Here is a 21,691-nt window from a genome sequence, read left to right on the forward strand (position 1 = left end):
CACAGGGAGTCGAGAAAGGATATTCTCATAAGGAAGACGAAGCTGAATGAAATCATTATGGAGATGATGCGGAAAGGGAAATCAAAAAACAAAAAAACCAACATGTGAAAGCACAACCTCATTAACCCGGGTTTTACAGGATGTAAAACCCGGGTTAAATATTTTTCTTTTATATTCAATTGAAAATTAAAATAATTTTTATAGCAAATAAACCCGGGAAAACACGAAAATGGCAGTTGCGATGCCGATGTCGATGTCGATGTCGATGTCGATGTCTTTGTATTTGATCGGGAATTTAGTAAATAGAGTCGTAGCCTTCCGGGCGGGTCTTAAAACGACGGTGAAACCACATATATTGAGTGGGAGCAATTCTCAGCTGCTTTTCAATAATCTGATTGACGCGGGTAGCATCATCGACTTCATTTTCACTGGGCAGATTAGCGACCACCGGTTCAATCAGGACATGGTAATGCGGATCTTTAATATCGCCACTACGATAAAAATATAAGGGAATAGGGACGGCTTTAGAGATTTTGAGCAAGCGACGGTGGGCGGTAACTGTTGCCGCGGGAATGCCAAAAAATGGTGCCATAACGCCTTGTTTCAAGCCAAAATCCTGATCTGGGCTATACCAGATGGCATGGCCATTTTTAAGATGACGGATTAAGCCGCGCATGTCATCATGGTCAATCTGATGGGCATAAATGGTGGCCCGGCAACGATAAATCAGCATATCGAGCAAAGGATTGTTTTGGGGACGATAGACCACATCTGGTTCAAAATATTGAGCACACAGATAGCCACCAGCATCCAGTAAAGTCGAGTGGGTACCTAAGAGCAAGACCCCTTTGCCTTCTGCCTGGGCATTTTGGATATGTTCCAGGCCTTGAATAGACACCCGGCCCTCAAACCATTTCGGACAGTACCAGGCATTCAGGGTTTCAAATACCCCAATCATCTGGTCAACAAAAACCTGACGTGCATGTTCTTGGACCTGTTCAGGTGTCCATTCAGGAAAACACACTTCCAGATTACGGACCGTGGTTTCACGGCGCGATTTTAATCTGTTAAACGCCAGCCTGCCCAAAAAAGTGGCCACACGATGCTGAATGGCCCACGGTAAAATGGCCAATATCATCAGAAAAACAATGCCAATCCAGATGGTCCAGTATTGAGGCAGTAAAAATGACCATTGAAATTCACCAGGCTGGTACTGGGGCTTTTGACTCATAATGCGATGTTGGAAGCTAAATTGTTTGCAGTGTAGCAGAAGCGCTTTTTGAAATAAAAAGTGCATCAATAAAAAAGCATCTGTACGAATACAGATGCTTAGTTGTGGATTGTGAGGAAAATTAACCTTTGGTCATATTTTCTAGTTCATCCCAACGTTCCATTTTTTCCAGCAAGATCTCGTCAATTGCGCCGAGACGTTCAGAGGCTTGGGTTGCAGCTGCTGCGTCGGTGACAAACCAGGAACCATCGGCCAGTTTTTCAGAAAGCTCAGCTTGCTCTTTTTCCAGCGCTTCAATTTCAGCCGGCAACATTTCCAGTTCACGCTGATCTTTGTAGCTGAGTTTTTTCTTCGCTACAGAGGGCGCCGGTGCTGCTGCGGCTTCTGCCTTCGCCTGGGCTTTTTTCACTGCCATTTTCTGGTCAACCACGGTTTGATCCGGACGCTGTTCCAGATAATCCTGATAGCCACCGATATACTCATCAATATTGCCTTTTCCGTCAAAGACCCAAGTCGAGGTCACCACGTTGTCCATAAAGGCACGGTCATGCGAGATCAGTAGCAGGGTGCCTTTGTATTCGGCCAGCATTTCTTCCAGAAGTTCCAGCGTCACCATATCCAGGTCGTTGGTCGGTTCGTCCATCACGATCAGGTTGGATGGTTTTAACAACAGTTTGGCCAGCAGAATACGGTTACGCTCACCACCAGACAGGGCTTTTACCGGGGTGCGGGCACGTTCCGGCGAGAACAGGAAGTCTTGCAGATAGCTGTAGATATGACGGCGATTACCATTGACATCGACATGGTCTGAACCTTCAGAGACGTTGTCTTTGACTGATTTTTCCAGATCCAGCACATTTCTTAACTGGTCAAAATAGGCAATTTCTAGCTGAGTGCCGGTTTTTACTGTACCTCCATGTTCCAGCTGACCCAAAATGGCTTTGATCAGGGTGGTTTTTCCGACACCGTTGTCGCCCACCAGGCCAATCCGGTCGCCACGCATCACCAGTGCCGAGAAATCATTAATAATTGGGGCATTGTCACCAAATTTTACGCTGAGATGTTCAATTTCAAACACCACTTTACCTGAGCGTTGCGCTTCCTGAGTCGACATGCTGGCTTTGCCTTGCTGGAAGCGACGGGCTTTGGATTCTTCCCGTAGGGCTTTTAAGGCACGGACACGACCTTCATTGCGAGTACGGCGTGCTTTAATACCTTGGCGAATCCAGGCTTCCTCTTCAGCCAGCTTTTTCTCAAACAGTGCATTTTGCTTTTCTTCAGCTTCCAATTGCTGGGCTTTTAGGTCCAAATAGCGCGAATAGTTGCCTTCATAGCTGCGCAAAATACCACGGTCAAGCTCGACAATACGGGTCGCAATGCTATCGACAAAAGCACGGTCATGTGAAATAAACAGCAAGGTCAGGTTATTCTGCTCTAGCAAGAATTTTTCCAGCCATTCAATACTCTCGACATCCAGATGGTTGGTTGGTTCGTCGAGTAACAATACATCTGGCTGCGTTAGCAGGGCACGTGCCAGCAGGACGCGGCGTTTACGGCCACCGGACAAGTCAGCCAGGTCGGCTTCCGGATCCAGTCCCATTTTACTGAGGATTGAGTTGACTTTGGTTTCCAGAGCCCAGCCATCCAGCAGATCCATCTGGTGTTGTAAGTTACCCATGCGGTCACAGGCTTCCATATCCCCGAGCACACATGCTTCGCTGGCTTCATGATAAGCACGCAGGACTTCTGCAGCCTTACCAGCTCCGTCTGCGACGATATCTGCGACCTTGCCAGAATCCATCGGCACGTCTTGGGCCAGCATGGAAATGGTGATGCCATTTTGTAAGGAAACTTCACCAGCATCCGGGAGTAAGCTTCCTTCAATCAGTTTAAGTAAGGTAGACTTACCTTCACCATTACGGCCAATCAAACACACCCGTTCGCCGCGTTCCAAGTTAAAATTCGCGCCGTCGAGCAAGGCAGGTCCGCCAAATGCCAGTTGGACATCCCTTAAGGTAATATAGGCCATAATGTTTCCTGAAATCCCAAATGAGGACTTAAAATGACTAAACAACAAAATCTAAATGATCAGGCGTCATTTTCCGCACCCATTGAAGATTTGCAAGTGCGAATTGCATTTTTAGATGATTTAGTTGAACAACTGAATCAGCAGGTGAGCCTGCAGAATCTGGAAATTATCGATTTAAAAAAACAAATGCAGCTGTTATATCAACGTGTTGAGTCTGCTGACCTATCTGAAGGAATTGATGCTTTTGACCCGATTAGCAACCGTCCACCACATTATTAATTTGCAAGTGATTGTGAAAAAAGAAACCCTACTAATCGTAAGGGTTTCTTTTTTAGAGAGCTTGCAGCGCATCAGCCTCGGCACCTATCGGCAATTTTTACCGCTTTTTAGATGAATTTTCAGATATATCCACCTTCACTCACGTAGAAAACTGTTTGACCTTTCACGCGCTTCCTACTCTAATAGAGTATTTCAGGTTTATACTTAATCTTGCCTTATGCGCCAAAAAGTTGTCCTTATCGATCTTGAAAATAACTTTCCTACAGCCCAGCTGCTACGTAATATCGTCGAGCATTATCCGAGTTTATATCTGTTTAACTGTGCAGGAAAATTCGAATTTGCTCTGGAAGATCTTACCGAGCTTGCCAGTTGGATTAGCAGTGGACAGGTTGTGATTCTGGATACGCCAGAAGCACCACATAAAGAATATGAATATGCCGTGATCGTCGGGCAGTTGATGGCCTTGTTGGAAGCCGATACCCAAGTTGAGCTGATTTCGGCTATGGACAGCAGTGAGCTGCTGATGGACATGCTGCAAGCCTCAGAAATTCCGTGTAGCCTGATCCAGATTCAGCCGGATGATGCCACTTCTGCTCAGGATAAACCGAAGATTCAATTGCCCAGCATTCAGACCATCAAAGCCAAGCCTGCTTTGCAGCTGGTCAAAAAATATTGCGATGCCTTGGGCAAGATGAGTGGTAAACCGGGGACACTGGAAAGCTTGAAAAACTCGGTCAGCAATATCCTGCAAGTGCTGCCAGCTCAGGCACAGCATGTCATTGGAATGCTGATTAACCTGAAAATTGTCAAACGCTATGACGAGCAGGTCAGCTTCCGTAAAAAGGTATTAAAACAATGGGTACAACTGGATCTGGAAGAGCAGGGGGCTGTTGAAAAGCTCTCGCTGGATCAGGCGCTGTCACAGCTTCATAAGGAAGAGCCAGTGACTGAAGCTGCTCAATCTTCTATTCAGTCGGTCCAGCAGGAATTGTTTAAAAACTTCAGTAAATTTGATCCTGTACAGCTGGAAGTGGCACGTAAACTGCGCGCATTGCAGGGTGATAAGCCCAAAGATATTTATGCACTGCGTGACTTGCTGGAGCAGTTATTTCCGAAGTCCGATGTGCGCCTTTTACTTAAAGAGTTGATTGAAAAGGGATATGTTTATTGGAATGGGCACGAAGTATTATATAGTCATGAGATGTTTCTAAATTAGAATCAGTTTATAAGAGCATATGAAAAAAATACTGTTAGTGTCGACTTGCTGGCAATGATGGGCTTTCAGGCAACAACACAGTAAAGACCTTCCGCCTAGCAGAGTGGCCAAGCTGGCTTTACAGCAGATTGACTCAGATAAAGCCGAGTTTAAAGCGCTATTCGTGGGCAAATTATGATTAAAAAATCAGCCTAAACAGTTCAACTCTTTCACTAATGTTTTGAAATCCTGGTTAAAAGCGTGGCCTATCTCTATCCAGCGGACGATTGGTCAGTTAAAGCAGGATCGGCTACTTCATAGCCAGGATCAGACAGTAAGTTAGGAGATCCAGCTCAAGCCCGCTAACTGCAACTGGACTAACTGTATAGTGATGATTTCATAAAAATTGCTACTAACAGCTGTTTTGTAAATACAATAATTTCTGTTTAGCTTTGAAGCAATAAAATATTTTAAAACAGGAGAATAGCAAGCCAGTTTATAATGACCAGCTGATTCAGGCCTGGGAAAATCTGGATGCCTTCAGTGTGATTAACGCCGCGAGTATAGCCGCTATGATCGGCCAGCCCGGTACTGAAATCCTGTCTTAACACAAACGAATCAAAGTTATAGAAGAAGAGAATAAAATAGTATTTCGCAAGCGATGCTTGCGTTTTATATTGTGCTTATGCAACTCTAATATAAGAGCATAAAGGTTAAACTATGGAAAATACCGGAATCTGGGTGGCGCTCGTCATCATTATTTTTGTGCTGGGGTCGATCTTTGGACTGCGCATTAGTCCTCGGGAAAAAGCCTTAGGCATAATGCGTGACAAAGCCCGTAAAATAGGGCTGCACCCGCGACTGGTGGTTGCACCAGAATGGACCAAAGTTCCCAAAGCGACAGAGAGTCGTGCCAGTATGGTGGCATATTATAGCATCCTGCTCCCAGAGGCGCGGTTGCCACTCATGCGTGCCCGTGTGGTCGACAATAAGCTCGAGCTGGTGCAGGGCGATGATAAATTTGCAGATTTTCCCATTGCATTAAAGGGCATTTATGCTATTGATATGCAGGCAAACTGTGTAGGAGTCTATTGGGATGAAGAAGCTGATCTTAGAGCGACTCAACTAGACGAGATCAAGACACTTTTACATGCTTTGACTGAACTTTAATTTTAGATATGAACAGGATTAACGGTTAATATGGCGAACGCTCCTCGGTCCACATCAAAAAGCAGCACGGCAAAAACTTCCGACGCTGGAAGTAAACGTGCCTTGGTGATTGTGGAGTCGCCTGCAAAAGCGAAAACAATCAACAAGTATCTCGGTCCAAACTACATTGTGAAATCTTCAGTAGGTCATGTGCGTGACCTGCCAACCGGTGGTTCTGCCAAGAGTGCAGAGAAAAAACCAGCGACACGAGTCAAATTGACCGACGCTGAAAAAGCTGAAAAGGCACAAAATGCGTTGATTAACCGGATGGGCGTCGATCCAGAGCATGGATGGAAGGCCAAATATGAAGTCCTTCCGGGTAAAGAAGGCGTGGTCGCTGAACTGAAAAAGCTGGCATCACAAGTTGATGAAGTTTATCTTGCAACGGATTTGGACCGTGAAGGGGAAGCGATTGCCTGGCATTTAAAAGAAGTGATCGGGGGAGATGATTCACGTTACCAGCGTGTGGTCTTTAACGAAATTACCAAAAATGCCATTCAGGAAGCCTTTAAACAGCCAGCACGTCTGGATACCAATAAAGTCAACGCCCAACAGGCACGGCGTTTTCTGGACCGTGTGGTCGGCTTCATGATTTCGCCACTGCTATGGGAAAAGATTGCCCGTGGTCTGTCTGCCGGTCGGGTGCAATCGGTGGCGGTCAAGCTGGTCGTCGAACGTGAACGTGAAATCCGCAAATTTATTCCTGAAGAATACTGGCAGGTTTTTGCCGATACCCAATCCAATAAAGACAATATTCGTCTGGAAGCGGTCAAGCAACATGGCAAGACCTTAAAGCTGCGTAACAAAGATGAAACCGACGCGCTTTTAAACCTGATTAAAGATGCCGAATACAAGGTCATCACGCGTGAGGATAAGCCGACCAAGGTAAATCCAAGTGCACCTTATATCACCTCGACCTTGCAGCAAGCCGCCAGTACCCGTTTAGGGTTTTCGGTGAAGAAAACCATGATGCTGGCGCAGCGCCTGTATGAAGCTGGTTTTATTACCTATATGCGTACCGACTCGACCTTCTTGAGTGCAGATGCTGTCAATATGGTGCGTGATCATATCGAGTCCGAATACGGTACAAAATACTTGCCGGCCCAGCCGAATCGTTATGGCAATAAGGCGGGTGCACAAGAAGCCCACGAAGCAATCCGTCCATCAAATGTGGCATTGAAAGGCGATAGCCTGGCCGGAGTAGAACGTGATGCGCAGCGTCTGTATGACCTGATCTGGCGCCAGTTTGTCGCTTGCCAGATGACCCCGGCAGAATATCTGTCCTCGACCATTTTAGTGGATGCCAATGGGGTAGAACTGAAAGCCAAAGGCCGTACGCTGGTATTTGATGGTTTTACCAAAGTCCGTGGTCAGAACAAGTCTGATGATGATGTGCTGTTACCGGCGGTTAAAGTCGGCGAAGTACTAAAACTGGAAAAACTCGATCCTTCTCAGCACTTTACCAAGCCGCCAGCACGCTTTACCGAAGCTTCATTGGTGAAAGAGCTGGAGAAAAAAGGCATTGGCCGTCCATCAACCTATGCTGCGATTATTTCTACTATTCAGGATCGGGGTTATGTAAAGCTGGAAAACCGTCGTCTCTATGCCGAAAAAATGGGCGAGATCGTCACCGATCGTCTGGATGAAAGCTTCAATAACCTGATGAATTACGACTTTACTGCCGATCTTGAAGGACAACTGGATAAGGTTGCGGATGGCGAGCGTAACTGGAAAGAGCTGCTGGACAGTTTCTATGGTGATTTCAAACAACGACTGACCAATGCGCAAGGCGAGAACGGGATGCGCCGTAATCAGCCGGTAGAAGTTGAGGCAGTACATTGTAAAGAATGTGACCGTCCGATGCAGATTCGTACCGGAACTACGGGAGTATTTCTGGGTTGTTCAGGCTATAACCTGCCACCGAAAGAGCGTTGCAAAGGTACATTTAACCTGACCCCAGTTGAATCTTTGGCTGCCCTTTCCGATGATGACGCTGCAGAAACAGCAGATTTGATGTCTAAAAAACGCTGTCCAATCTGCTCAACCGCGATGGACAGTTATGTGATTGATGGCGGGCGTAAACTGCATATCTGTGGTAATAACCCGGATTGTGCCGGTTATGAGCTTGAAGAAGGCGAGTTTAAAATCAAGGGGTACGACGGCCCAACCATTCCATGTGATAAATGTGATGGAGAAATGCAGCTGAAGACTGGCCGTTTTGGTCCTTATTTTGCCTGCAACAACTGTGATAATACCCGCAAAGTCCTGAAAAATGGCCAGCCTGCGCCGCCGCGTGTGGATCCGATCAAGATGGAACATTTGCGCTCAACCAAGCATGATGACTACTTTGTGCTGCGTGATGGGGCAGCAGGCCTATTCCTGGCGGCAAGCAAGTTCCCGAAAGTTCGTGAAACCCGGGCCCCTAAAGTAGCAGAATTACGGACTGTGGCAGATCAAATTGATCCAAAATATCAGTTCCTGTTACAGGCACCCGATGTGGACCCTGAAGGAAATCCGACTCTGGTAAAATTCAGCCGTAAGAACCAGGCCCAATATGTGGGTTCGGAAACACCAGAGGGCAAGCAGACCAAGTGGTCTCTGGTATATCAGGATGGCAAATGGGTGGAAGCCTAAAGCTTAAAAATATTCAAAAAATGCTGACGAAGGTCGGCATTTTTTATTTATGATGTATGCCATTTTAAAAATAACGATAAGGTAGTTTTGGGGCAATGTTGAAAAAGATTCGGATTCTGATTTTATTAATGATTCTACTGATTGTGGCCGTTAATGCCTATCGGGACCAGAATCAGGACTGGAATAAGCCGATTTTTGTCCTACTGCATCCGGTCAATGCTGATGGATTGGCCACTACTCAAAATTATATCCAGCAGCTGTCAGTACAGGATCTGGAAGAGGCCCGGACTTATTTGCAAACCTCTGCACAGCAGTATCGCGGAAAGCCGACTTATTTTTATTTTAATCTGGGGCGTGAACTGAAGGAGTTACCGCCTAAAGTGCCTGAGCAGGCGTCTTTATTGCAAACGGTAGGCTGGAGCCTAAAATTCAGGTTTTATGCCTGGCAACAACATCAGGACTCAGATCCATCAGCCAACGTGACCTTGTTTTTAAATTACTATGACCCGGCCCGAACCAGCCAGTTAAAACATTCTACCGCTTTACAAAAAGGTCGGATTGGTTCAGTCAATTTATTTGCCTCAGAAAAACAGGCTGAACAGAATAAAATTGTGCTGGTACATGAGTTATTGCATGCCTTTGGAGCCTCGGATAAATATGACTTGGCCACAGGCCAACCCATTTTTCCAGTAGGTTATGCTGACCCCAAGCAGCAGCCTTTATATCCACAGGCCAAAGCGGAGCTGATGGCGGGCCATCTGCCGATATCACAAAGCACCAGTAAAATGCCCGCATCTTTAAAGCAGACCCTGTTGAATGAAATAACGGCTATTGAACTTGGCTGGAAACAATAAAAGAGTGTGTGGATAACACTGAAATTATCCACAGTCTATAACCAGCCTGGGGGATAAAAGTAGCACTTTTACACCTTTTGTTCATTTGAATTGAGTATGATCAATAAGAGAAAAAGATCATTGGAGATGAAAGAATGAAAACAGTAGGCAATGACTTGGTGCGCGGCCAGCTGCATCAACAGCGAAAATGGTATCTGGGATTGGGTATCTTATTGATGATTTTCGGTCTGGTCTTACTGGCTACTTTACCTTTTGCCACCCTGTCCGCAGTCTTTATGTTCGGGGCATTGATGATGATGGGTGGAATTCTGCATTTTATTGCGGCATTCAAAATTTTTCAGGGTGGTTTTCGCTGGTTCTGGGCCTTGTTCGGGGTTTTATATCTCCTGGCCGGATATTATGCTTTTAGCACCCCTGTACAGACAGCAGTGGTCTTGACTCATATTCTGGCCATTATCCTGATTATTGCCGGGGTTATCCGTATCCTGAATGCGCTTTTGTTCCGTACTGCACGTGGATGGGGCTGGACTTTATTATCCGGTGTATTCACCCTGCTGGCTGGTGTAGTCATTTTACAGTCCCCTGATGCACCATTTTGGGTATTGGGCTTATTTCTGGCCATTGATATTCTATTTCAAGGCGTGAATTATCTGTCACTGGCTACCTATATCCGCCGCGAAGTTCCAAAAAGTTCAGCAGAACTTTAAATAGACAGTTAAACACTGCTCTATATTTGTGTTGCATGATGAATAAAAAACTGGGGATCAGTGAATGGCGAAAATCTTTGTACTTGCACCGGATTCCTTTAAGGAAAGTCTGAGCGCTGTCCAGGTCTGCCAGGCCATGCAGAGTGGCATTCTTCAGGTCTGTCCGGATGCTGTCTGCCTGGCAGTGCCGATGGCAGACGGCGGTGAAGGAACGGTAGATGCCTTAATCTCTAGCTTAAAGGGGCAGCAGGTTTTTTGTCAGGTCACCGGCCCATTGGCCAGTCAGCGGATCAACACCTATTTTGGTCTGGTCGATGAGGGCCGGACCGCCGTGATTGAAATGGCCAAGGCCAATGGCATTCATTTGTTAGCCTCCTCACAGCGTAATCCGATGTTGACCTCCAGTTACGGAACGGGCGAGATGATCCGGCAAGCGCTGGATCTGGGTGTGGAAAAAATCATTATCGGGTTGGGGGGAAGTGTGATCAATGATGCGGGTGCCGGGATGGCTCAAGCGCTTGGCGCGCACTTTCTGGACGCCACCGGTGCCTCCATTCAGGTCTGTGGCGGTAATCTAAATGGTATTCACCAGATTGATTTGACCGGACTGGATGCGCGGCTGCAACACACCGAGATGGTGATTGCTTCTGATGTCAATAATCCGCTCTGCGGTACCCAGGGAGCTTCTGTAATTTTTGCTCCGCAAAAAGGTGCGACGCCTGAGATGGTGCAGCAACTGGATCAAAATTTACACTATTTTGCCGACTGCATTGAACAGCAGCTCGGACAGCAATTTCAGAATATTCCCGGGGCAGGTGCGGCTGGTGGTTTGGGTTTTGGTTTGATGGCGCTGACTGGAGCAAAGCTTCAATCTGGTGTGGAGCTGGTGATGCAGATGACAGGTTTGGCTGAAAAAATTGCCCAGGCAGATATGGTGCTGACGGGCGAAGGCAAAATCGACAGTCAAACCGCTTTGGGTAAAACACCGTTTGGCGTCGCTCAGCTAGCCAAACGTTTGAATAAACCGGTGGTTGCTTTTGCAGGTGTAATTGGTGAGGGAGCTGAGTCGCTTTATCAGGCGGATTTTACGAAGATGGTGGGGATTAACCCGCCGGACTGTTCATTGGAAGAGGCATTAAAAAATGCCGAATTCAATCTGGAAAAGGCGGTTGCCGGATTCATTCAATCGCAAATATGAAGGTATGAGTAGATGTTACTTTTAAGGATGAAAAATAATAAAAATCTTGTGCTGGATTAAGGGCAGATCCTTAGACTGCAATCCAAAAGCCATAATTAGGAACGCGATCTGTTAAACTATCCTTATCCACAGAATGATGAGTGACCATGAGTTTAGCCGCCCTAATTGATGAATTAAATCCACAACAAAAGCAAGCTGCGACCACCGAAGCAAAGCACAGTTTGGTTTTGGCCGGGGCGGGCTGTGGCAAGACCAAAACCATCGTAGCGCGGGCGGCTTATCTGATTGATCAAGGTGTGCCGGCCAATCAGATTCAGATTTTGACCTTTACCCGCCGTGCAGCCAGCGAAATCGTGGCACGGGTCGAGTTGGCACTGGGTGAACAGGCCAAAGGGCTGCGCGCTTCGACCTTTCATACCTTCTGTATGTATCTGCTGCGCCGTATTCCAAAAGCTTTCGGTCTGGAGCAGTTTTCCATTATTGACCGTGATGATCAGCTGATGCTGTTTCGCCTGATCCGTGGCCGTGATGACAAGAAAAATCCAAATTACTTGCCTAAGCCGCAGGAACTCTGTGACCTGTATTCTTTTGCACGAAATACCCGGCAAAAGCTTAGCTTGGCGCTGGAAAAACAGATGCCGGAATATCTGGCGCTCAAAGACCAGATTGCTGACATCATGAAAGAATATGAGGCACGTAAAAAAGCACGCAGTTTTCTGGATTATGACGATATTCTGGCGGTGGTGGCGACTGCTTTGGCGCAGTCTGACGGTCTGGTCGACTATGTCGCCTCAATTTGCCGGTATATGCTGGTCGACGAAATGCAGGATACCAATCCATTGCAATGGGCCTTGCTGGAGCCGTTAAAAGATCGGATCAGCCTGTTCTGTGTCGGGGATGATGCCCAGTCGATTTATGGCTTCCGCGGGGCGGATTTTGAGAATATCCATCATTTTAAAGAGCGCGTGCCAGATGCCCAAATCTTCAGGCTAGAGCAAAATTACCGTTCTACCCAGGAAATTCTTGATCTGTCGAACTGGCTGCTGGATCAGTCCGAAATCAATTATGACAAGCGTCTGGATGCGTATCGCGGTGAAGGGATCAAACCGAAAATGCACATCTTTCCGAATGAGTTTGATGAAGCCAAATGGATTGCGATTGATATTAAAGAGCGCCATTATATCCATGGGGATAAATGGTCAGATCATATGGTCTTGGTGCGCTCCAGCTTTTCAGCCCGTCATATTGAAGCAGCCTGTATTGCTGCAAATATTCCTTACCGTTTTATTGGCGGCATGAAACTGCTGGAAACCGCCCATGTTAAAGACCTGTTAAGCCTATTGCGTGTGGTCGCGAATCCGCTAGATGACATTGCCTGGATGCGCTTTCTGACCTTATGGAATGGGGTCGGCGATGTCGGTGCAAGCAAGTTGTCTCAGCAATTGCTGATAGAGCCAGAGATGGAAATGATTGCCGGAAAATTAGAAAAATTTGGCAAGATTCCGCTGGAAACCATTTTGATCATGAAACAGATGGCAGTACTCAAAACTGAAGTACAGGCCTGTGTAAGTCTGGCTGTACAGGCAATTGAATCTCAACTGGCTGACAACTATAAAAAGGACTGGAATCGCCGTGCAGGGGATTTTGAACTGGTGAAACAGCTGGCCTCCAAGCATACCCAGCTCAGTGAATTTCTAGAAGAATATGTTTTAGACCCGGTATCTATTTCCGAAATCGAACGCCAGTCCGACAGTGATGTGGTCACGCTGATTACCATTCACTCAGCCAAAGGAACCGAACAGAAAGTCTGTTATGTGGCTAATGTCACGCCGGGGCAGTATCCACATGCACGGGCCCAAGGTGATTTCGATGATGTTGAAGAAGAGCGCAGGGTGTTATATGTGGCACTGACCCGGGCGCAGAATGAGCTGATTCTGACCAAGCAGAACCTGAATCACTGGGCGCGTGAAACCGTGGATGAGCAGGGGCGCAAAGTCGAAAGCTATTTTATGAATGATCTCACCCGTAATTTGTGTACCATGGAAACGCATTACAAAACCCGGCAGCAGACCGTTAAAAGTGCCCTGATCGAACGCCAAGCGATTAATTTAGATTTTGGCATTGATCTCGATTAAACTGTCATACTTGGGTTTTACGCAAAAAGTAGAGTAGGCAGGTGCTTTTTGATTATTTTTGCCTATCTTCTTAAGGTGATCCGATGAAAATTTTAGTCCGTAACTTGGAACGCACGGTAACAGAAGCTGAATTGCTGACTTTATTCCAGCAATATGGCACTGTGGAGACTTGTACGCTGGTACTGGATGCCGACACGGGTAAATCCAAGGGCTTTGCCTTTGTAGAAATGCCACAGGGCCGTGAAGCAGTTAAGGCAATTAAAGGCCTGAATACCCTGCGTTTGCATGGCCGTGGTATTCGCGTCAAACAGGCTGAAGACAAGCCGCAGGCTTAAACCGGGCGGTATAAAAAAGAGCATTATTGGATGCTCTTTTTTTTGTGGAGATAAAAAGCTTTAAATGCGAATAAAGCTGTAATCTCAGAGGTCTTAAACAAAAAGCCAGTCTAATAGAAGAGCGCTTGCAAATCTTGGATTGCGTAATGAAGGCGGACGTTTTACTTTAAAGAGGCCAAAATATGTTTTAAATCTCAGGAAATCTCGATGACACGAGTTGCTCGCTACCATGCAGACCGTACCAACCAGAAACTTTATTTTGCTCGTTTAGCCTGCCAGCAGGCCGAACAGAATGATCATGTGCAACAGGCACAGGCGTATCGTGAAGCCGCTGTGTTTCATCTGCATGGAGCCTTGCTGGCCTTTCTGCAGGAACTGGTTCGCTACTACCGTTTAAATGATTTAACTCCGACCTTAAAGTCGATTGAGGAACAGCTGGCTGCCAAAGGTCAGATCTCACCTGAAGTGTCGGTTTTGCAGCGCCTGGCCAAAGACGGTTTTATTGCTGAATTAAAACGTGCCCACCGCCTGTGCGAGTACGCACCCGAACCGAGTGTACCGCAAGGGGAAGACGAAACCTCTTCAAATCTCATCATTAAAGTCACACAGTCTCCACAGGCCTGGCTGCCTGATATTGCTATACTTAGAGAGTGGCACCGTGACCTGACCTATCTGATTGATGGCTTTCGTAATGAGATGGTAGAGTTCTAATCCAATGGATTAATGGCACTTGAAATTATTATTTCTAACCTTATATCAATTATTACTCTGATGATGCAAAGTGCAATCGTGCTTTGCCACCATGTTGAACATGGAGGATATATGTCTATAGAACAGTTGAAAGACTTATTTGGTAATCAAGAGGCGATTTTAGAACTCGTTCAACTTGAAGGTGGCGTGTTAGCATTAAGAAATGCAGGCTCGGAACAGCAGCCTCTGGTCATGATTCAGTTTAATGATGAAGTAAAAGCGCTTTTGGGTGACCAAACACCTGTGATCGCACAGCAGATGATTCAGGCTGCCTTATACGGCTTGCTGGAACAGCAAGTCAATGAGTGGCAGGCAGAAGTAGTGGATGAAAAACCGAAATATCTGAGTTGATTCATCCCGGTCCAGCAGCACATCTTCGGATGTGCTTTTTTGTGGCTCTCAAATTAAAAAGTACCTTGTATCACTGGGGTCCAGGTTTTTAGTTTTCAGGGAAGATACTTAAATTCTCTTCTAATAAAAAAAGTTGCCCGGATGGACAACTTTTCACTGAGCAAGCCCGGCTTAATGCGAGCTGTGCTGATGGGCCACTTCTATCTGGTGCAAAATATAATGGCTCATGTTCTTCGCCATTTCTTCCTTGGCATAATACACTTCACCGACCTGATCACGACGGATGATTTCGGCTTCTTCCTTGTTTTCTGCACAGACCAGAACCTGAATTTGCGGATTCAGGGTTTTGGCAATGTCGACAATTTTATGAATATCGACAATATCCATGGGAGAAAGTACCAGTAAGCGTGCGTGCTGGATATGTGCCTGAATCAGTACACCGGCTTCAGTGGCAATCCCGGAAACCGCAGCAATCCCTTTTTTACGTAGATCTTCGACAATTTCACGGTTTTCTTCAGCAATGACGACCTTGATGTTGTGCTGCATCAAGGACAGGGTGATACGGCGACCGACTTCACCATGACCGACAATCACCACCTGATCACGCAGATAATCCTGTGATACTTCATCAGGCAGCATGGCCAGCGGGTCCCCGCTGCGTTCCAGTAAACGTGCCAGGGTTGAGCGTTCACGAATCCATTTTTGTACCGGCTCAATTGCAGAAAACACAAAAGAATTCAGGCTAATGGAAAATAAGGCCCCTGCCAGAATCAGGTTCTGTGCCTCCAGGCTTAACAGTTGCAAGGATAGGCCAAGGGTTGCCAGAATAAATGAAAACTCACCAATCTGGGCCAGTGAAGCGCCAACGGTTAAGGCCGTATTCAGTGGATAGCGGAAAAACAGTACCAGTGCCATGGCCGCAATGGTTTTACCAATCATAATAATACCGATGACTGCTAATACATGCAGCGGCTGTTCAACCAGAATACGCGGATCAAACAGCATCCCGACCGAAACAAAGAACAGGATCGAGAAAATTTCGCGTAGCGGTAAGGTTTCCTGTTCGGCACGGTTACTGAAGTCAGATTCCTTAACCACCATGCCGGCAAAGAAGGCACCCAGTGCCATCGAGACACCAAAGATCTTGTAGGCGCCAAAGGCAATTGATACGGCCGCTGCCACCACGGTTAAGGTGAACAGTTCACGTGAACCCAGGCGTGCAACCACCTGCATAATCATCGGAACCAAACGTTTACCGATAATCAGCATAAAGGCAATAAAGCCGATCACTTTAAGTAGGGTCAGCCCTAAGGTCATCCAGATACTTTCATCTACCGAACTTTCTAGGGCCTGACCGCCCAGAAGAACTGCAGTCGCTGGTAATAAGACCAGAGCAAGCACCATTACCAGATCTTCGACCAGCAACCAGCCTACCGCAATACGGCCATTGATGGAGTCAAGCACCCCCCGATCACTCAGGGCTTTAAGAAGTACTACAGTACTGGCACAAGACAGACTCAGACCAAAAATCAGTGCAGAGCCAAAGCTCCAGCCCCACATCATGGAAATACCCATTCCCAGTAAGGTGGCAACAGCAATCTGTAAAATTGCACCGGGGAGGGCAATCCGGCGTACCTGCATCAGGTCGTTTAGGGAGAAATGCATACCGACGCCGAACATCAGGAACATGACGCCGAGTTCTGCAAGCTGGTTGGCCAGATGAATGTCACCGACCACGCCGGGAGTATTGGGACTGATCAGAATGCCGGCCACTAAATATCCGATCAGGGGAGGAAGGCGTAAACGTGCAGCAATATAGCCAAACAACAGCGCTAAGCTGAAACCAACAGCCAGTAAGATAATAAGTTCTACGTCATGGGGCACTAAACACTCCTTTATTCTGGGTTTAATGGGAAATAAGCTGAAAAAATGCCAAAGTAGGCGGAAATTTTATCAAGCTGCATAAAAATAGTGCAAAAAAAAACGACCTTTAAGGTCGCTTTTTTTAAAAAGCTAAAATTATTTGATTTTAGCTTCTTTGAAAATCACGTGTTGACGGATTTTTGGATCAAATTTTTTGATTTCCATTTTTTCCGGCATAGTACGTTTGTTCTTAGTAGTGGTATAGAAATAACCTGTACCAGCTGAAGAAACTAAGCGAATCTTATCACGCATTGTCTTGACTCCTTACTTAGATCTTTTGGCCTTGAGCACGCAGGTCAGCAACAACCTTTTCAATGCCCAATTTGTCGATGATACGCATACCTTTAGTGGTTAAACGAAGACGTACAAAACGTTTTTCGCTTTCTAACCAGAAACGGTGGTTGTGCAGGTTCGGCTCGAACCGGCGCTTAGTTTTGTTGTTGGCGTGTGAGACGTTGTTACCAACGACTGGACGCTTGCCGGTAACTTGGCAAACCTTAGACATGGTGTAACTCCATTGATTTAGCCAACAGCAAATCTGTATGGCCAGTCAAAAATAAACGGATTGAATTCATTCAAGGGGCGTTTTATATCAAAAATACGCTTAAAAGACAAGCGATTTTGTCTAAAAATAAACATGAGCTGGTGTGATAGCTTATACCTTGATCAGTTATCGAAGAAGCGCCTTTGAAATCAGCTTATGAATTGGCTTATTAAACGGCGGAAGAATATATTTCAAGCTATACAGCTTAGGATTCGACATTACCGAGCGTTCATGCGACAAACTGAAGAAGCCTTCTGGTCCATGATATTTCCCCATACCGGATGCACCGATTCCACCAAATGGAAGATCATCCTGCGCAACATGCGTGAGTACCGTATTTTGTCCAAAATGCCCTGAATGAGTACGCTGTGCAATATAATCGGCACGCGCTTGATCAAAGTCGAAATAGTATAATGCAAGAGGACGCGGACGGCTATTAATAAAGTCGATAACATCGTCGATTTGATCATATTCCATGATTGGCAACAGCGGACCAAAGATTTCGTGCTGCATGATTTGCATGTCGGGCATGACATTGGTCAGAATGGTCGGTGCGATCTTGCGAACCTCGGCAAGGTTTTCCTGATGCGGATTAAATTCAATAATCTGCGCACCCTGCTCACGGGCATCTTCCAGATACCCCTGCAAGCGCTGATATTGCTTGTCATTAATAATCGAAGTGTAATCCTGATTATGCTGGATATCCGGATACATGTGCTCAACGCAGGCTTTAAAATGGTCGATGAACTCCGCAGTCTTGCCACGCGGCAGGAACATATAATCCGGGGCAACACAGGTTTGACCTGCATTCCAGAGTTTACCCACTGCAATCCGCTGCGCCACATCACGCAGATCAATAGAGGGGTGCACCAGCACTGGAGATTTTCCGCCCAGCTCTAAAATCACCGGTACCAGATTTTCTGCTGCGGCTGCCATCACCGTTTTACCTACCGAAGTAGACCCGGTAAAGATCATCTTATCGAACGGCAGATGCGAGAATGCATCGGAAATCATGCCGCCCCCATTGATCACAGTCACCAGCTCTTTGGGAAAAGCCTCAGCCAAGGCTTTTTCCAGTACAGCACCAAATTCTGCCGAGGAACTGGATACTTTAATCATGGCATGATTCCCGGCAGCCAGGGCACAGATCAGGGGCCCAACAGACAACAATAAAGGATAGTTCCAGGGTGCAATGATTCCGACCACACCCAAAGGCTGATATTGCACCCAGGCTTTGGCCGGCTGGTGAATAAGGCCAACGTGACGTTTGGATGGCTTCATCCACGCCGTCAGATTTTTGCTGTAATATTTAATATGTTCCAGACAGGTCAGCAGCTCGCCAATTTTGGTTTCGCCAATCGAGCGGTTACCATAGTCCTGATTAATTGCATCGGCAAATTGATCTTGATACTTAACTAAGATACGCTTAAGTCGAGCTAAACGATCGATACGCTCCTTTGCAGTCGGCAGAGGATAGCGTAGATAAGCGTATTTTTGTTGAGCCAGCATTTCATTTAAGTACTGGCTGTCCAAAAAATGTGGTGTCATTGGTGTTGTTTTTGTATGACTGTTCATGCCGCACTACCATTATTCAAATCTCGGTTAATCAATTTTTAGAGCAAATACTCTAATTAGTCAAGTTACTTTGTGTGTTAGCCTGCTAATGCATGCACAGAATGGTTATTTTTAGGATGTCCCAAACCAAAACCTTAAAAACGAAAGAGCGTATCTTACAGCTTAGCTTAAAGTTGTTTAACGAGCGCGGTGAGCGGTCTGTAACCACCAATCATATTGCAGCTGAGCTCGGCATGAGTCCGGGCAACCTGTACTATCATTTCCGCAATAAAAACGAAATTATTAAGGAGTTGATGGAGCAGTACCAGAAGCAAACGCTGGAAATGCTGGCTTTGCCGGATGACCGTCAGCTGGATACCAATGACAAGATTCATTATTTTCAGGTATTGAGCAGTCAGCTCTGGGCTTATCGTTTCCTGCATCGAGATGTCTATCATTTGGTTGAAAATAATGAAGATTTTAGAAAGATGTATCCGCGTTTTGCCGGGCAGGTGATGCAGCAGGGACAGAAGATCTATAAAGGCTTTGTAGATGCCGGCCTTATGGAAATGACTGATTCTGAAATTGAAGCACTGATTATCAACTTATGGATTGTACTGACCAACTGGACTAACTTTTTATATATGTCGGGACATATTACCGATTCAAATAAACTGGAAGAAAAGTGGGTGTGGCAAGCCTTACGTCAGATGGTTTTTCTGGAGGGGGCGTATTTGCGCGGTGAAAGCCGTCAGACTTATGAAGGCCTGTTAAGCAGTTTGGGGCCTTCCGATCTGTTTGCCAGTCTTTCTTCTGGAAAGAATATTGAAGCTGAATCAGCTATTCAGAATATTCCAGAAACGCGCTAGAATACTTGGCCTATTTTAAATTTAACTGATTAGTGACACAAACCAACATGAATATGACGACTGCTAATACCGCACGTTTATTGATTACTTGTGAAGACAAGCCGGGCATTGTGCAGGCTGTTTCAAGCTTCTTGTATCATCAGGGTGCTAACATTACTGCGCTAGACCAATATGCGACAGCAGCGCAGGGCGGACGTTACTTCATGCGCGTTGAATTTGAATTAGATAATCTTCAAAGTCGTAAAGAGAGTATTCTCCAGACCTTTGCAGCAAATGTCGCCGAGCGTTATGCCATGCAATGGCGTTTAGCACTGGTCAGTGACGTTAAAAAAGTCGGTATTCTAGTGTCCAAAGTGGACCATGCCCTGCTTGAGCTGTTATGGCGTCATGCACGCGGCGGCCTTCCATGTGAAATCACCAAAGTCGTGTCCAATCACGAAACCTTGCGTGAAGCGGTAGAAAACTTTGGTATTCCATTTGAAGTTGTGCCTGTGACCAAAGAGAACAAGCGCGAAGCCTATGCACGGATCGATGAGTTGATGCAGGGCAATGACCTTCTGGTACTGGCGCGTTATATGCAGATTCTGGATGAAGAGTTTGTTAACACCTGGGAAATGAAGGTGATCAATATCCATCACTCATTCCTGCCTGCGTTTGTGGGAGCCAATCCGTATAAACAGGCCTATGACAAAGGGGTGAAACTGATCGGTGCCACAGCTCACTATGTGACAGCTGATCTGGACCAAGGTCCGATCATCGAGCAGGATGTAGAGCGGGTAAACCATGACTTCACAGTTGAGCAGCTACGGGAACTGGGGCAGGATGTCGAGCGTAATGTGCTGGCACGTGCGGTCAGATGGCATCTGGAAGACCGAATTATTGTGGATGGCAATAAAACGGTCGTGTTTCAGTAAGCTCCTGAATCTTCATTTAAAAAAGGCATACTCTGAGTATGCCTTTTTTGTTTGCAACAAAAAAATGCTGAAAGTACGGATTTTGAGTTGCAAATGAAAACACTTCTCATTTATTATTGGCGTACTTTCATTGTACTAACCGATGAGCTTGATAGGTTGTTTCGTATCAACTCCTCAAGGTAAAAGATTTAATGAGTCAATTTGCAGCTCCCATGACCCCTCCGCCGCCCAATCAGATGAAAAAGAAAGTCGTTTCTATTCTGGCGGCTGTACTGGTAGGGCATGCGGGTCTGCTGTGGGCAGTCAGCCAGATGAAAACGCCTGAGCTGAAGCCCGTGGACAAAGAGCCGATGAAAGTACGTTTCATCAAACTCCAAGAAGCACCAAAACCTTTACCACCGAAGCCGAAAGCAGAGCCGAAGCCAGAACCGCCAAAGCCGAAAGAAGTTAAAATTGTAGAAAAACCGCTACCGCCACCACCTAAAAAAGTCGAAAAAATTGAACAGGTGAAAAAGGCGGAAGCCCCTAAAGTCAAAGCGGCGCCTGTGGTCGAGGACAAACCGGATCCTAAACCGGCGGTTCAGACGGTGGTGACTGAAACCAAAGTGATCCCGACTCCGCCTCCAGCACCCGTTACACCGCCTGCTCCTGTCACACCACCAGCGCCGACTGCACCGCCATCACCAAAAAGTGTTTCCATTGGCGGAGGAGTATCCTGGTTACGTTCACCTAAAGTGTCATTATCACCAGGCGAATTAAAAGCATCCTGCTCTATGGTGATTGATATAGCGGCTAATGAGCAAGGAAAAGTAGTGTCTGCAAATGCACGAAATTCAGATTGTAGTCCAACGATAAAGCGTAAGGTCGAAGCGGCAGTACGTCGGGCGCAATTGACCAAATATGTTGAAAATGGAGTGGCTTATCCAACACGTGTGGAACAGCCATTTGATTTTAAGATGACCAAATAACGGCTAACCCAT

Annotated in this window: 21 protein-coding genes; 14 read left to right on the plus strand and 7 right to left on the minus strand. The window is 46.3% G+C overall.

Annotation, left to right across the window (positions count from 1 at the left end; all coding sequences use genetic code 11):
• Positions 1-295: 295 nt before the first annotated feature.
• Both NI467_RS05925 and NI467_RS05930 read right to left on the minus strand, forming a co-directional pair.
• Positions 296-1,231, minus strand: a complete 936-nt coding sequence (locus tag NI467_RS05925; RefSeq protein ID WP_253151649.1) for a lauroyl acyltransferase — start codon at positions 1,229-1,231, stop codon at positions 296-298.
• 121 nt (positions 1,232-1,352) lie between these two features.
• Complete coding sequence (locus NI467_RS05930) at positions 1,353-3,260, minus strand: ATP-binding cassette domain-containing protein (RefSeq protein ID WP_253151651.1); 1,908 nt, start codon at positions 3,258-3,260, stop codon at positions 1,353-1,355.
• Positions 3,261-3,293: 33 nt separating this feature from the next.
• Here NI467_RS05930 and NI467_RS05935 point away from each other — a divergent pair, with 33 nt between their 5' ends.
• Both NI467_RS05935 and NI467_RS05940 read left to right on the plus strand, forming a co-directional pair.
• Positions 3,294-3,539 carry a SlyX family protein gene (locus NI467_RS05935; protein WP_151207047.1) on the plus strand — a complete coding sequence of 82 codons (246 nt, stop codon included), beginning with the start codon at positions 3,294-3,296 and terminating at the stop codon, positions 3,537-3,539.
• A 217-nt stretch (positions 3,540-3,756) separates the two neighbouring features.
• On the plus strand, positions 3,757-4,755 hold the full coding sequence (locus NI467_RS05940; RefSeq protein ID WP_253151653.1) for a hypothetical protein: 999 nt from the start codon (positions 3,757-3,759) through the stop codon (positions 4,753-4,755).
• A gap of 449 nt (positions 4,756-5,204) precedes the next feature.
• Here NI467_RS05940 and NI467_RS05945 read toward each other — a convergent pair whose 3' ends face one another.
• Positions 5,205-5,345, minus strand: a complete 141-nt coding sequence (locus NI467_RS05945; protein ID WP_253151655.1) for a hypothetical protein — start codon at positions 5,343-5,345, stop codon at positions 5,205-5,207.
• Positions 5,346-5,454: 109 nt separating this feature from the next.
• On the opposite strand from NI467_RS05945, the gene NI467_RS05950 reads away from it, so the two are divergent.
• The 9 genes from NI467_RS05950 (at position 5,455) to NI467_RS05990 (ending at position 14,907) form a co-directional block, all read left to right on the plus strand.
• Positions 5,455-5,904 carry an ammonium transporter gene (locus NI467_RS05950; protein ID WP_151205382.1) on the plus strand — a complete coding sequence of 150 codons (450 nt, stop codon included), beginning with the start codon at positions 5,455-5,457 and terminating at the stop codon, positions 5,902-5,904.
• Between the two features lie 30 nt (positions 5,905-5,934).
• Positions 5,935-8,577, plus strand: a complete 2,643-nt coding sequence (topA, locus tag NI467_RS05955; protein WP_253151657.1) for a type I DNA topoisomerase — start codon at positions 5,935-5,937, stop codon at positions 8,575-8,577.
• 95 nt (positions 8,578-8,672) lie between these two features.
• Positions 8,673-9,431, plus strand: a complete 759-nt coding sequence (locus tag NI467_RS05960; RefSeq protein WP_253151660.1) for a hypothetical protein — start codon at positions 8,673-8,675, stop codon at positions 9,429-9,431.
• Between the two features lie 134 nt (positions 9,432-9,565).
• Positions 9,566-10,138: an HdeD family acid-resistance protein gene (locus tag NI467_RS05965; RefSeq protein ID WP_253151670.1), complete on the plus strand. Its 573-nt coding sequence runs from the start codon at positions 9,566-9,568 to the stop codon at positions 10,136-10,138.
• A 64-nt stretch (positions 10,139-10,202) separates the two neighbouring features.
• Complete coding sequence (locus tag NI467_RS05970; RefSeq protein ID WP_253151680.1) at positions 10,203-11,336, plus strand: glycerate kinase; 1,134 nt, start codon at positions 10,203-10,205, stop codon at positions 11,334-11,336.
• 146 nt (positions 11,337-11,482) lie between these two features.
• The gene (locus NI467_RS05975; protein WP_253151682.1) at positions 11,483-13,471 is read left to right on the plus strand and encodes an ATP-dependent helicase; all 1,989 of its coding nucleotides are present in this window, start codon (positions 11,483-11,485) and stop codon (positions 13,469-13,471) included.
• Positions 13,472-13,554: 83 nt separating this feature from the next.
• Positions 13,555-13,806 (plus strand): RNA-binding protein, encoded by a 252-nt coding sequence (locus tag NI467_RS05980; RefSeq protein WP_151203329.1) that lies wholly within the window; start codon positions 13,555-13,557, stop codon positions 13,804-13,806.
• A gap of 207 nt (positions 13,807-14,013) precedes the next feature.
• Positions 14,014-14,517: a DUF6586 family protein gene (locus NI467_RS05985; protein ID WP_174659245.1), complete on the plus strand. Its 504-nt coding sequence runs from the start codon at positions 14,014-14,016 to the stop codon at positions 14,515-14,517.
• Positions 14,518-14,628: 111 nt separating this feature from the next.
• Entirely contained in the window at positions 14,629-14,907 is a 279-nt protein-coding gene (locus tag NI467_RS05990; protein WP_151203331.1) for a hypothetical protein, read from the plus strand.
• A 171-nt stretch (positions 14,908-15,078) separates the two neighbouring features.
• Here the strand turns inward: NI467_RS05990 and NI467_RS05995 are convergent, their stop codons facing one another.
• The 4 genes from NI467_RS05995 to NI467_RS06010 form a co-directional block, all read right to left on the minus strand.
• Entirely contained in the window at positions 15,079-16,791 is a 1,713-nt protein-coding gene (locus NI467_RS05995) for a cation:proton antiporter (protein WP_253151684.1), read from the minus strand.
• Positions 16,792-16,926: 135 nt separating this feature from the next.
• Complete coding sequence (gene rpmG / locus NI467_RS06000; RefSeq protein ID WP_001205031.1) at positions 16,927-17,082, minus strand: 50S ribosomal protein L33; 156 nt, start codon at positions 17,080-17,082, stop codon at positions 16,927-16,929.
• 16 nt (positions 17,083-17,098) lie between these two features.
• Positions 17,099-17,335, minus strand: a complete 237-nt coding sequence (gene rpmB / locus NI467_RS06005) for a 50S ribosomal protein L28 (RefSeq protein ID WP_004976147.1) — start codon at positions 17,333-17,335, stop codon at positions 17,099-17,101.
• 165 nt (positions 17,336-17,500) lie between these two features.
• Positions 17,501-18,949, minus strand: coding sequence for a coniferyl aldehyde dehydrogenase (locus NI467_RS06010; RefSeq protein WP_253151686.1), 1,449 nt, complete (start codon positions 18,947-18,949; stop codon positions 17,501-17,503).
• A 116-nt stretch (positions 18,950-19,065) separates the two neighbouring features.
• On the opposite strand from NI467_RS06010, the gene NI467_RS06015 reads away from it, so the two are divergent.
• From NI467_RS06015 to NI467_RS06025, 3 genes are all read left to right on the plus strand, one after another.
• Positions 19,066-19,797 carry a TetR/AcrR family transcriptional regulator gene (locus NI467_RS06015; RefSeq protein WP_151207028.1) on the plus strand — a complete coding sequence of 244 codons (732 nt, stop codon included), beginning with the start codon at positions 19,066-19,068 and terminating at the stop codon, positions 19,795-19,797.
• A 47-nt stretch (positions 19,798-19,844) separates the two neighbouring features.
• Positions 19,845-20,711 (plus strand): formyltetrahydrofolate deformylase, encoded by an 867-nt coding sequence (gene purU / locus NI467_RS06020; protein WP_151203335.1) that lies wholly within the window; start codon positions 19,845-19,847, stop codon positions 20,709-20,711.
• A 191-nt stretch (positions 20,712-20,902) separates the two neighbouring features.
• Positions 20,903-21,679, plus strand: a complete 777-nt coding sequence (locus NI467_RS06025) for a TonB-dependent receptor (protein ID WP_201798508.1) — start codon at positions 20,903-20,905, stop codon at positions 21,677-21,679.
• Positions 21,680-21,691 lie beyond the last annotated feature (12 nt).

Origin of the sequence: Acinetobacter sp. S4397-1, assembly GCF_024129285.1 — a bacterium.
GTDB lineage: Bacteria > Pseudomonadota > Gammaproteobacteria > Pseudomonadales > Moraxellaceae > Acinetobacter > Acinetobacter lwoffii_C.